At 67.2% G+C, this 12,040-nt stretch carries 10 protein-coding genes; 8 read left to right on the top strand and 2 right to left on the bottom strand.

The features are described 5' to 3' along the window. Nucleotides 1-51 precede the first annotated feature (51 nt). From IEY43_RS11510 to IEY43_RS11500, 3 genes are all read left to right on the top strand, one after another. The gene (locus tag IEY43_RS11510; RefSeq protein ID WP_188948740.1) at nt 52-1,005 is read left to right on the top strand and encodes a metallophosphoesterase; all 954 of its coding nucleotides are present in this window, start codon (nt 52-54) and stop codon (nt 1,003-1,005) included. A 158-nt stretch (nt 1,006-1,163) separates the two neighbouring features. Then, nucleotides 1,164-2,999: an ABC transporter ATP-binding protein gene (locus IEY43_RS11505; RefSeq protein ID WP_188948739.1), complete on the top strand. Its 1,836-nt coding sequence runs from the start codon at nt 1,164-1,166 to the stop codon at nt 2,997-2,999. After that, on the top strand, nt 2,996-4,804 hold the full coding sequence (locus IEY43_RS11500) for an ABC transporter ATP-binding protein (RefSeq protein ID WP_188948738.1): 1,809 nt from the start codon (nt 2,996-2,998) through the stop codon (nt 4,802-4,804). Before IEY43_RS11505 ends, IEY43_RS11500 begins: the two co-directional genes overlap by 4 nt. 91 nt (nt 4,805-4,895) lie before the next feature. Here the strand turns inward: IEY43_RS11500 and IEY43_RS11495 are convergent, their stop codons facing one another. Both IEY43_RS11495 and purD read right to left on the bottom strand, forming a co-directional pair. Further along, the gene (locus tag IEY43_RS11495) at nt 4,896-5,801 is read right to left on the bottom strand and encodes a phosphoribosylaminoimidazolesuccinocarboxamide synthase (protein WP_188948737.1); all 906 of its coding nucleotides are present in this window, start codon (nt 5,799-5,801) and stop codon (nt 4,896-4,898) included. Between the two features lie 14 nt (nt 5,802-5,815). Continuing rightward, entirely contained in the window at nt 5,816-7,102 is a 1,287-nt protein-coding gene (gene purD / locus IEY43_RS11490; protein WP_188948736.1) for a phosphoribosylamine--glycine ligase, read from the bottom strand. 98 nt (nt 7,103-7,200) lie between these two features. On the opposite strand from purD, the gene IEY43_RS11485 reads away from it, so the two are divergent. The 5 genes from IEY43_RS11485 (at nt 7,201) to purM (ending at nt 11,823) form a co-directional block, all read left to right on the top strand. Beyond that, nucleotides 7,201-8,184 carry an asparaginase gene (locus tag IEY43_RS11485; protein ID WP_188948735.1) on the top strand — a complete coding sequence of 328 codons (984 nt, stop codon included), beginning with the start codon at nt 7,201-7,203 and terminating at the stop codon, nt 8,182-8,184. Between the two features lie 67 nt (nt 8,185-8,251). Further along, entirely contained in the window at nt 8,252-8,632 is a 381-nt protein-coding gene (locus IEY43_RS11480; RefSeq protein ID WP_188948734.1) for a sterol carrier family protein, read from the top strand. A gap of 4 nt (nt 8,633-8,636) precedes the next feature. Then, on the top strand, nt 8,637-8,963 hold the full coding sequence (locus tag IEY43_RS11475) for a hypothetical protein (RefSeq protein ID WP_188948733.1): 327 nt from the start codon (nt 8,637-8,639) through the stop codon (nt 8,961-8,963). A gap of 104 nt (nt 8,964-9,067) precedes the next feature. Further along, on the top strand, nt 9,068-10,591 hold the full coding sequence (gene purF / locus IEY43_RS11470) for an amidophosphoribosyltransferase (protein WP_188948732.1): 1,524 nt from the start codon (nt 9,068-9,070) through the stop codon (nt 10,589-10,591). A gap of 89 nt (nt 10,592-10,680) precedes the next feature. Further along, nucleotides 10,681-11,823 carry a phosphoribosylformylglycinamidine cyclo-ligase gene (purM, locus tag IEY43_RS11465; protein WP_188948731.1) on the top strand — a complete coding sequence of 381 codons (1,143 nt, stop codon included), beginning with the start codon at nt 10,681-10,683 and terminating at the stop codon, nt 11,821-11,823. Nucleotides 11,824-12,040: the final 217 nt, after the last annotated feature.

The following is a 12,040-nucleotide window of genomic DNA, read 5'->3' as shown; positions in this document are numbered from 1 at the left end:
TAATGAAGGCTTTGTGAAAAGCCATATTGAAAGGACGATGACGGACAAGTCATGGCGGAACAAAAAAACTTTGCATCGGCGTTGGGCCATGCTGCCGGGACCGCGGCCCTGCTGGCGGCCGGAACGCTGGCTGTAGGCGGAGCGCTCATCGGTTACGGCATGTCTGAGACCCAGAAGTTCGGGGTCCGCCACGAGACCTTGAAGCTGCTCCCCCGCGGTGCCGCCGACATCCGCATCCTGCATCTGTCCGACATCCACATGATCCCCGGCCAGCACCTGAAAACCCGGTGGATCAGGAACCTGGCCAAGCTGAACCCGGACTACGTCATCAACACTGGCGACAACCTCAGCCATCAGAACGGCGTCCCGGATCTGTTGCACGCCCTGGAGCCGTTGATGCACGTGCCGGGCGCCTTCGTTCCCGGATCCAACTGCTACTTCGCTCCGCGCCCGAAGAACCCGCTGCGCTATCTGGTCCGGCACACCGGCACTCCGAATCCCTCGGAACGCGACGCGCTGCCATTCGAGAACATGCACCGGGCCTTCGGAGCGGCCGGATGGATCAACATGTCCAACCAGGCCTACTCGACCGTGCTGAAAGGCATCCGCCTGGATTTGACCGGCGTGGACGACCCGCACATCGAACGCGACCACTTCGCCGGATGGACCCGCGGCTCCTCCACCAGCAATGAGGCCCCGCATGTGCGCATCGCGCTGACCCATGCCCCGTACCAGCGGGTCCTGGACCAATTCACCGCGGCCAACGCGGACGTCATCTTCGCCGGCCACACCCATGGCGGCCAGATCTGCATCCCCGGCTACGGGGCGCTCGTGTCCAATTGCGACCTGCCGACCTGGCGCGCCCGCGGCCTGACCTACTGGGAGCATGCCGGCAACAGCGTGCCGTTGAACGTCTCGGCCGGCCTGGGCCATTCCCGCTTCGCACCGATCCGCATTGCTTGCCCGCCGGAAGCGGTGCTGGTGACGCTGACCGCCAGGGACTGACCGCCCCAGACCCGTAAAAGCTTCGTTCCTGCCGCATCTCCTTGCTGCAGGAACGAAGCTTTTTTTCCTTTATGAAACATTTACTTCTCAATCCCCTGAATGATTGAATTCTCCCAACTAGTGGTTGTAGGCTGTAGCTCTGTCGAAAATCTGGGTGAATGCGGGGAATCGTGGCGCAGGGGAAGAGCAGTGGAACCGCTGAGGCCGTTCCGCTGTCAAGAACACTGAAACGGCTTGCACCCTTCGTCAAACCGGTGCTGCCCAGGCTCATCGGCGGATTCTTCTGCGCGCTGGGCGCGGGCATCGTGGCATTGGCCATTCCGCAGGTCCTGGCCAAGCTGGTCAACGACGTCCTCGCTGTCAACGGCGCCTCCGCACAGGTCTGGTACGCCGTCGGCATCATCACCCTGCTCGGCTTCGTCGAGGCGCTGCTGATCTTCCTGCGCCGCCAGTTCGTGCTCAACCCGGCCGCGGGTGTTGAAATGACCATGCGAGTGGGCTTCTACAAGCACCTGCAGCGCCTGCCGGTCGCCTTCCACGAACGCTGGGGTTCCGGGCAGCTGCTCTCGCGCTCGATGTCGGATCTGTCGCTGCTGCGCCGCTGGCTCGCCTTCGGAGCCATGATGCTCATCGTGGACACCGTCACCGTGATCACCGGCCTGGCGCTGATGTTCACCCACTCCTGGATCTTGGGCCTGCTGTTCCTGCTGGGCTCCATCCCGATCGCCATCAAGGCCTACCACTTCCGCAACGACTTCCGCGCGGCCAGCCGGCTGAGCCAGGACCAGGCCGGCGATTTGGCCACCGCGGTGGAGGAATCAGTGCACGGCATCCGCGTGATCAAGTCCTTCGGCCGCGGCCGCGACATCTACGAGGGCTTCAACGAGCAGGCCAAGTCGCTGCAGGAAACCGAGCTGTCCAAGGCCCGCACGCTGGCCAGCTTCCTGCTCACCGTGGTGGCCATCCCCGAAACCATCCTCGGCATCGGGCTGGTCATCGGCATCGCCCAGGTGTCCGCCGGCACCCTGAGCGTCGGTTCGCTGGTCGCCTTCTTCGCCATCGCAGCGGTCATCGCCATCCCGGTGGAAGCCATGGGCATGCTGCTGGGCATGACGCTGAGCACTAAAACCGCCTTGGAGCGCCATTTCGAGGTCATGGATTCGATTAACGACATCACCTCCCCCGAGGCCCCGGTCCGTCCGGCGCAGTACTCCGGCGCGGTGCAGCTGGACCACGTCCGCTTCGCCTACCCGGACGACGCCGGCCGCGCCCGCCCCATCCTGGCAGAGATCAACCTGCAGATCCGCCCGGGTGAGACCATGGCGCTGGTGGGCATCACCGGGTCGGGCAAGTCCACGCTGCTGAACCTCGTCCCCCGGTTGCAAGATGCCACCGCAGGCACGGTCAAGGTGCACGGGGTCGACGTGCGCGACTGGGATTTGGACGAGCTGCGCACCGAGATCGCCGTGGCCTTCGAGGACACCACGCTGTTCTCCACCAGCATCCGCGAGAACGTGCTCATGGGAGCCCCCGGGGACCTGGCCGCCGAGCAGCGCGAGGCCCTGCTGGCCGAGGCGCTGGATGTCGCGCAGGCACACTTCGCCTACCAGCTGGCGGACGGGGTGGACACCCTGATCGGCGAGGAGGGGCTCTCCCTTTCCGGCGGCCAGCGCCAGCGCATCGCATTGGCCCGCGCCATCGCGGCCCGTCCACGGGTCCTGGTGCTCGACGACCCCCTTTCAGCGCTGGATGTGCGCACCGAGGAGGCGGTCACCGAACGCCTGCGCAGCGTCCTGTCCGGAACCACCACGCTGGTGGTGGCGCACCGCCCCTCCACCGTCGTGCTGGCGGACCGCGTGGCGCTGCTGCGCGACGGGCGCATCGACGCCGTGGGAAGCCACGCGAACCTGCTGAGCACCAACGAGCACTATCGCTACGTGATCGCCAGCCTGGATGAGAACGAACCCGAGATCCGATCGGAGGTGGCCCGATGAGCAGGCCCCTGGGCGTCGCCAATGAGGACGCCGTCACCCTCACCGGAGCCGAGCGCAAGGAAGTGCGCCGCCGCTCCTTCCGCCTGCTCGCCGCGCTGGCGCTGCCGCAGAAGAAGCTGTTCATCCAGACCATCGTGCTGGTGCTGTTCACCAACGCGGCCCGCGTGCTGCTGCCGATCCTCATTGCGCTGGCGATCGACTGGACGCTGCCCCAGGTGCGCCAGGGCAACTGGGCCGCGCTGGGCCTCACCGGCGGCGCCTACATCGTCTGCGCCAACCTGGCCGGCGTGCTGTTGTCCTGGTACATCAAGTGCGCCGCGAGGATCTCCCAGGCCATGCTGCTGGACCTGCGCCAGAAGGTCTTCCGCCACACCCAGCGGCTGAGCCTGGAATTCCATGAGAGCTACACCTCCGGGCGCATCATCTCCCGCCAGACCTCCGATCTGGAAACCCTGCGCGAGCTGCTGGACCAGGGCGTCTCCGAGCTGGCCTCCTCCTGCGTATTCATCGTCTTCACGTTGATCTCCATCTTCGCGCTGGACTGGCGTTCCGGCGTGGTGGTCTGCATCGCGGTGCTCCCGGTGGCCGTGCTGTTCCACTGGTACCAGAGCCGCTCCGAGGTGCTCTACCGCGAATCCCGGGTGGTCTCGGCCAGGGTGATCTCCACCTTCGTGGAAACCATGACCGGCATCCGAGCGGTCAAGGCCTTCCGCCGCGAGCGCGCCAACGACGCGAACTACGCGGACATCGCCGGGCAGTACCGGGACAACAGCGTGCGCTCCTTCAACCTCTTCGGGGTGCTGCAGCCTGGGCTGGTGCTGATCGGCAACCTCACGGTCGCCGCGCTGCTGGCCTACGGCGGGTTCCGCATCATCGACGGCACCCTGGCCGTGGGCGTCATGGTCGCGATCCTGCTGGCCGCCAAGCGCGTCTTCCAGCCCATGGACGAGATCGCCATGTTCTACTCCTCGCTGCAGTCCGCCACCGCGGCCCTGGAGAAGGTCTCCGGCCTGCTGGAGGAAGAGCCCACGGTCCTCGAGCCGCGCTCACCACGCAGCATCGACCGGGTCCGCGGAGAACTGGTCTTCCAGGACGCGGTGTTCGGCTATGGCGACGGGCCGGTGGTCATGGACCGTTTCGACCTGAAGATCGAAGCCGGCCAGACCGTGGCCGTGGTCGGCCAGACCGGGGCCGGCAAGTCGACGCTGGCCAAACTGATCGCGCGCTTCTACGACCTGCGCTCCGGAAGCCTTGAACTCGATGCGGTGCCGATCAGCGAACTGTCCAACATCGAGCTGCGCCGGCACGTGGTGATGGTGACGCAGGAGGCGTTCCTGTTCTCCGGGACGGTGGCGGAAAACATCGCCCTGGGTCGCCCCGGCGCGTCGCTGGAGGAGATCCACGACGCGGCGCGCGCCGTCGGCGCCCACGAATTCATCCTGGACCTGCCCGACGGCTACGACACCGACGTGAACAAGCGCGGCGGCCGGGTGTCGGCGGGGCAGCGCCAGCTGATTTCCTTCGCCCGCGCCTTCCTGGCCGACCCGGCGGTGCTGATCCTGGACGAGGCCACCAGCTCGCTGGACATCCCCTCGGAGCGCGCGGTGCAGCACGGCCTGCAGACCCTGCTGGGCAACCGGACCGCGCTGATCATCGCCCACCGCCTGTCCACGGTGCAGATCGCCGACCGGGTGCTGGTGGTGCACGACGGGAAGATCGTGGAGGACGGCAGCCCGGAAGAGCTGATCGCCGCCGAGGGCCGCTTCGCGGCGCTGCACCAGGCCTGGCTGGACTCGCTGGTGTAGCCGGCGGGCAAGGACTCCCGGGCCTGCCTGAACAGGACAGCCCCGCGCACCGGGCTAACGGTGTGCGGGGCTGTCCTGTTGAGCGTCGGGGCTAGGCGGCGAAGGTGCGCCCGGTCAGTCGCTCGTACGCCTCGATGTAGCGCGCACGGGTCTTTTCGATGATCTCCTCCGGCAGCGCAGGTGGCTGCTCGCCCGAGTTCTTGTCCCAGCCCGAAGCCTCGGAAGTCAGCCAGTCGCGGACGAACTGCTTGTCGAAGCTGGCCTGGGCCTGGCCCGGCGCGTAGTGCTCGGCATCCCAGAAGCGCGAGGAATCCGGGGTCAGCACCTCGTCGCCCAGGGTGATCTGGCCGGTGGCCGGATCTTCGCCGAACTCGACCTTGGTGTCGGCCAGGATGATGCCGCGCTCGCGCGCGATCTTCTCGGCCTGCTCGTAGAGCGCCACGGTCTGCTCGCGCAGCGCTTCGGCGACCTCGGCGCCCACGCGGTCCACGGTCTGCGCGAAGGAGATGTTCTCGTCGTGCTCGCCCACCTCGGCCTTGGCCGAGGGGGTGAACAGCGCCGGCTCCAGGCGCGAGCCGTCCACCAGCCCGGCGGGCAGCGGCAGCTCGCACACGGTGGAGGACACCTTGTATTCGGCCAGCCCGGAACCGGTCAGGTAGCCGCGGGCAATGCACTCGATCGGGTACATGTCCAGCTTCTTGCAGACCATTGCGCGTCCTGCCACCTGGACAGGCACCTCGGTGGAGATCACGTGGTTGGCGAAGTCGCCCAGCTGCTCGAACCACCACAGGCTCAACTGGGTGAGCACCTTGCCCTTGTCCGGGATTTCGCTGGTCAGCACGAAGTCGTAGGCGCTGATGCGGTCCGAGGCCACCACCAGCACGCGGTCGGTGTCCTGGAAGCTGACGCCCGCCGGAACGTAGAGGTCGCGCACCTTGCCCGAGTAGAAGTGGTCCCAACCCTCAAGGGCGAGCACGTCGGTCTGGAATCCTGCCATGAATCTGTAGTCCTCTACTTGCTTTCGTTTGCAACGATAATCTCGCCGCGTTCTGCCTTCAGTGCGATGTCGCTGCGCGACTGGGCACCGGGCCAGCTGATTTCGGCCACGCCGGCATACGCCGCCGCGCGGGCCGCCGACAGGTCGTCGCCCAGGCCGACGACGGCCAGCACGCGGCCGCCGGCCACGGTGATATTGCCCTGCTCGTCTCCGGCGGTGCCGGCGTGCATGACATGCACGTTCTCCAGTCCGTTGGCCGCTTCCAGGCCGGCGATGGCCGCGCCCTTGACCGGGGTGTCCGGGTAGTTCTCGGCGGCGATGACCACGTCCACCGCGGTCTGCTTGGACCACACCAGCTGCTCGGTGTCATCGAGCTTGCCCTGGGCCGCGGCCAGCAGCACGCCGCCCAGCGGGGTCTTCAGCCGGGCCAGCACGGCCTGGGTCTCGGGATCGCCGAAGCGGGCGTTGAACTCGATGACGCGGATGCCGCGCTTGGTGATGGCCAGGCCGCAGTAGAGCACGCCGGTGAACGGGGTGCCGCGCTTCTCCATCTCGCGCAGGGTCGGGTAGGCCACGCGTTCCATGACCTCTTCCGTGAATCCCTCGGGCAGCCAGTCAAGTGGCGAGTAGGCGCCCATGCCACCGGTGTTCGGACCCTCGTCATTATCGAAGATGCGCTTGAAGTCCTGTGCCGGGGACAGCGGCACCGCATGCTTTCCGTCGCAGATGACGAACAGCGAAACTTCCGGGCCGTCCAGGAATTCCTCGATGACCACGGTGCCGCCGGCGGCGAAGCAGGCCTGGGCGTGGGCCAGCGCCTCGGCGCGGTCGGACGTGACCACGACGCCCTTGCCGGCGGCCAGGCCGTCGTCCTTGACCACGTAGGGTGCGCCGAATTCGTCCAGCGCGCGGGCGGCCTCGTCGGTATTCGTGGCGACATGCGCCATGGCGGTGGGCACCTGGGCCGCGGCCATGACGTCCTTGGCGAAGGCCTTGGAAGCCTCAAGCTGCGCGGCGGCCTTGGTCGGCCCGAAGACCGGGATGCCCGCCTCGATCAGCGCATCGGCCACGCCGGCTGCCAGCGGGGCCTCCGGGCCGACGACGACCAGGTCGCTGGACAGCTCGCGGGCCAGCGAAACAACTGCCGCCGGATCCTGGGCATCGATCGCGTGGGTGGTGACGTCCTGCGCGATGCCGGCGTTGCCGGGTGCGCAATGGACCTCATTGACATAGGGGTCTGCACTCAGTGCTCGGACAATTGCGTGTTCGCGGCCGCCTGGGCCAATAACCAGTACCTTCACATGCCAAAGTTTACCGGAGATGCCCGCTCCCCCAGGCTTGTGTGACCGGGCCCCGCCATACGCCCGGGCCGGGCAGTACAGGATCTAGACTGGCAGGCATGGATCCCAGCCTCGAGTTCTCAGACTGCGCCGAACTGGTGCGCATCACCCGCAACGGCATGGTCGAATCCCGCCATCTCGGCGTGGCCGTGGTGCTGGATCCCTCCGGGCAGGCGGTGGCCGAGCTGGGCAACCCGCAGGCGCGGATCTTCCCGCGCTCCGCGCTCAAGCCCTTCCAGGCCATCGGCTCGCTGCGCGCCGGGGCGAAGCTTTCTCCCCAGGGCACGGCCCTGGCCTGCGCCAGCCACCTGGGAACCTTCCGGCACCAGCGAATCGCCGGGGAAACGCTGGAAACCGCGGGGCTGGATGCCGCCGATCTGCAGTGCCCCAGCGCCTGGCCGGGCGATGGCGCCACCCGGACCAGCATGATCTTGAACCGGCAGCATGCCAATAGGCTGGCGTTCAACTGCTCGGGCAAGCATGCGGCCTTCCTGAACGCCGCGGTCCTTGCGGGCGCCCCAACCAGCTCGTACCTCTCGCCCGAGCACCCGGTGCAGCGTGCGGCGCTGGCGGCCATGGAGGAATTCTGCGGACCGATCAGCTTCGTGGGCGTCGACGGCTGCGGCGCTCCTGCCCCGCAGATGTCGCTGCTGTCGCTGGCCCGGGGATTCCGCCAACTGGTGCTGTCCCGGGACGTCCACGCCCAACAGGTCGTGCATTCGATCCGCGAAAATCCCTGGGCCATCCGCGGCGAGGGATCAGCCAACACCCTGGTGGTCGAACGCACCGGCATCATCGCCAAGCTCGGCGCCGAGGGCGTGCTGGCCATGGGAACCCCTGCCGGATACAGCGTGGCGCTGAAAATGCTCGACGGTTCCCCGCGCGGCACCGATGTGCTGGCACTGGACCTGTTGGCCTCCGTCGGAGCGCTGGGCGAACTCGACCACCGCTGGCTCCGGCATGTCTTGACGCCTGAACCTCCGGCCCCCGGGGCCCGGGCTGCTGGATTAGAGTTGGCAGGTAGGGATTTCCCCGGATGCTAGCGGCCGTGGCGCCGCGCCCGGGAACAAACATGGCGGAAAACCGTCATCGAGCGAAGGAACCGGATCCATGGCCATCAAGCGGCGCATCAACGAAGCCGACGGGCGTTCGGCGCTCAGGGAATGGGTTAATTCGTTGCAGGCCGAAGCCTCGCCGTCCCGCCCGGTGCTCGCCATGGCGGTGCGCTTCACCCTTGAAGAGCTCGCCTCGCGGGCCGAGGGGAACTCGGTGGAAGTACGCGTACCGCCCTTCGGTGTGACTCAGTGCATACCCGGCCCCCGGCATACCCGCGGGACCCCGCCGAATGTGGTCGAAATGCCAGCCGATCTCTGGCTTCGCCTGGCAACAGGGAAGCTCGACTGGGCACAAGCCCTGCAAAGTGGGCAATTGCATGCCTCGGGACTTAGGGCAGACTTGTCGGCACATCTTCCCCTGATTGAGTACCCTTAAGGGTATGGAGCAACACCCCGCCACCCCGTCGTCTGCTGATCAGCCCATTGAAGTCCAGGTTCACGCATCACCGAAGTTCTGGCCTTTTGTCTTGACGTTCCTTGTCGTAGGTGCGTTGGTGGGTCTGATTGTCGGCCTGATTGGCGAGCCGTCCGAGGAATATTCACGCGCATCGGCCTCCGGGTTCTTTGCCATGTTCTGCGGCGGCTTGGGCGTAGGTATCGGCGCCGTGGTCTATGTGATCGTTGATCGCGTGACCATGCGCAAATCCAGCAAGCATCTGGCGGTTCCTCTGGCCGAGGACACCGACTCCAGCGGACCACAAGGCTAGGCAGCCCTTCCCCTTCCCAGGAAGGCAGGCGGCCGCGCACCTGGCCGCCACCCACCACATATTTGGTCGGTGTCGACCTCTGAGAAACATGAGAGAATAATTACATGGCGCGTGGCGATGGATTTCTAAATCACGACCTCCTTCCGGGCGAGAAGGGGCCGCAGGATGAATGCGGCGTCTTCGGTGTCTGGGCTCCGGGCGAAGAAGTCGCGAAGCTGACCTATTACGGTCTATATGCACTGCAGCACCGAGGCCAGGAATCCGCTGGCATTGCAACCTCCGATGGCGCACGCATCAACGTCTACAAGGACATGGGTCTGGTTTCCCAGGTCTTCGACGAGAACACCCTGAACTCCATGACCGGCCAGCTGGCCATCGGCCACTGCCGTTACTCCACCACCGGTTCCAGCCACTGGGCCAACGCGCAGCCGACCCTGGGCCCGACCACCACGGGCACCGTGGCCCTGGCCCACAACGGCAACCTGACCAACTCCGCAGACCTGGCCGAAATGGTCCGCATCAAGCAGCTCGCCGAAGGCGGCAAGGTCCGCGGCGAACTCGCCCAGGGCAACACCACCGACACCGCGCTGGTCACCGCGCTGCTGGCCGGTTCCGAAGGCCAGAGCCTCGAGGACACCGCGCTGGAGCTGCTGCCGAAGATCGAAGGCGCCTTCTGCTTCGTCTTCATGGACGAGGACACCCTCTACGCCGCCCGCGATCCGCACGGCATCCGCCCGCTGGTGCTCGGCCGCCTGGACCGCGGCTGGGTTGTCGCCTCCGAGCAGCCTGCGCTGGCCACCGTCGGCGCCTCCTTCATCCGCGAGATCGAGCCGGGCGAGCTGATCGCCATCGACGCGAACGGCGTGCGCTCCACCCGCTTCGCGGAGGCGACCCCCAAGGGCTGCGTCTTCGAATACGTCTATCTGGCCCGCCCGGACGCCACCATCGCCGGCCGTTCGGTGTACGAATCCCGCGTGGAAATGGGCCGCCAGCTGGCCCGCGAGAACTCCGCCGACGCGGACATCGTGATCCCGGTGCCGGAATCCGGCACCCCGGCGGCCATCGGCTACGCCGAGGAATCCGGCATCCCGTTCACCCACGGCTTCGTGAAGAACGCCTATGTGGGCCGCACCTTCATCCAGCCCTCGCAGACCCTGCGCCAGCTGGGCATCAAGCTCAAGCTCAACGCCCTGGAGACCGTGCTGCGCGGCAAGCGCGTGGTCGTGGTCGACGACTCGATCGTCCGCGGCAACACCCAGCGCGCCGTGGTGCGCATGCTGCGCGAAGCCGGCGCCGCCGAGGTGCACGTGAAGATCTCCTCCCCTCCGGTGAAGTGGCCCTGCTTCTACGGCATCGACTTCGCCACCCGCGCGGAGCTGATCGCCAACGGCGCCGCCGTGGAGGAAATCGGCAAGTCGATCGGCGCGGACTCGCTGGCCTACATCTCCGAAGACGGCATGATCGAGGCCACCCGCCAGCCGCGCGAGCGCCTGTGCACCGCCTGCTTCACCGGCGACTATCCGATCGAGCTGCCCTCGACCGAGCGCCGCGGCAAGAACCTGCTGGAAGCGGCCAACCAGGCCGGCTGCGAACCGGGCCCGGACTCCGAGCTCGAAGCAACCCTCTAGCCCACGCCCGAGTACCCCCGCAACCCACCTCGTTGCAAGCGCACCGGAGCACAGCTACGGTGTCCACGACAGAAAAGGAACCCTCTGCCATGAGCGGCACGCAAGATCAGCCCACGTCCATCACCTATGCCGGTGCAGGTGTAGACGTCGAAGCCGGCGACCGCGCGGTCGAGCTGATGAAGGGCGCGATCAAGGCGACCCACACCCCCGGCGTTGTCGGCGGCGTCGGCGGCTTCGCAGGACTCTTCGATGTCTCCTTCCTCACCGGCTACAAGAAGCCCTACCTGGCCACCTCCACCGACGGCGTGGGCACCAAGGTCGCCATCGCCCAGAAGCTGGACATCCACGACACCATCGGCCAGGACCTGGTCGGCATGGTCGTCGACGACATCGTGGTGGTCGGCGCAAAGCCGCTGTTCATGACCGACTACATCGCCACCGGCAAGGTCGTCCCGGAGCGCATCGCTGACATCGTGCGCGGCATCGCCGAGGGCTGCAAGCTGGCCGGCACCGCGCTGGTGGGCGGCGAAACCGCCGAGCACCCGGGACTGCTGGCCGAGGACGAGTACGACGTGGCCGGCGCCGCCACCGGCGTCATCGAGGCCGACCAGCTGCTGGGCCCGGGGCGCGTGAAGGCCGGCGACGTGGTCATCGGCATGACTTCCTCCGGCATCCACTCCAACGGCTACTCGCTGGTGCGCCGCGTCATCGCCCACGCCAAGTGGGAGCTTGACCGCGAGGTCGCCGAGTTCGGCCGCACCCTGGGCGAGGAGCTGCTGGTTCCGACCCGCATCTACACCAGCGCCTGCCTGGATCTGGTCGACGCCCTGAACGACGGGGAGAACTTCGGAGTGCACGGCTTCAGCCACGTCACCGGCGGCGGCCTGGCGGCCAACCTGGCCCGCGTGCTGCCGCAGGGCCTGATGGCCCGCGTGAACCGCTCGACCTGGTCGCTGCCGGCGGTCTTCTCCACCATCGCGCAGCTGGGCAACGTGCCGCAGGCCGACCTGGAGCGCACCTTGAACCTGGGTGTGGGCATGGTCGCCGTCGTGGATCCGGCCGTGGCCGACCGCGCGGTGGAACTGCTCAACGCCGCAGGCATGGGCGCCTGGGTCATGGGCGAGGTCGATGTGCTCGATCCATCCGCTTCCGCCGCGGGTCTGGACTTCGTCCAGGGCGCCAAGGGCGTGGACGGCGGCGCGGTGCTGCTGACCGGCAGCTACGCCAAGTAGTCTTCCAAAGCTCACCCCCGGGATGCCGGCCGACAGGCTGGTGTCCCGGGGGTTTTGCGTTCCCGGCGCAGGGCCGCCGGCCGCGGATCTCACCGGCGGCTCCGCCAGTTGTGAGCGGCGGGATCCCGAAGGCGCGTCCGGAACGACCGTCTCGTCCTTCAGGCCTTCGCAGGTGCACAGGTCAGGTACCGAGCCGAAGCCCCTGACGGGCCTGGGG

This window comes from Glutamicibacter protophormiae, from assembly GCF_014647495.1.
GTDB classification, from domain to species: Bacteria; Actinomycetota; Actinomycetes; order Actinomycetales; family Micrococcaceae; genus Glutamicibacter; species Glutamicibacter protophormiae.
The sequence above is the reverse complement of the archived record's forward strand: the minus strand, read 5'-3'. Positions and strand labels throughout refer to the sequence as shown.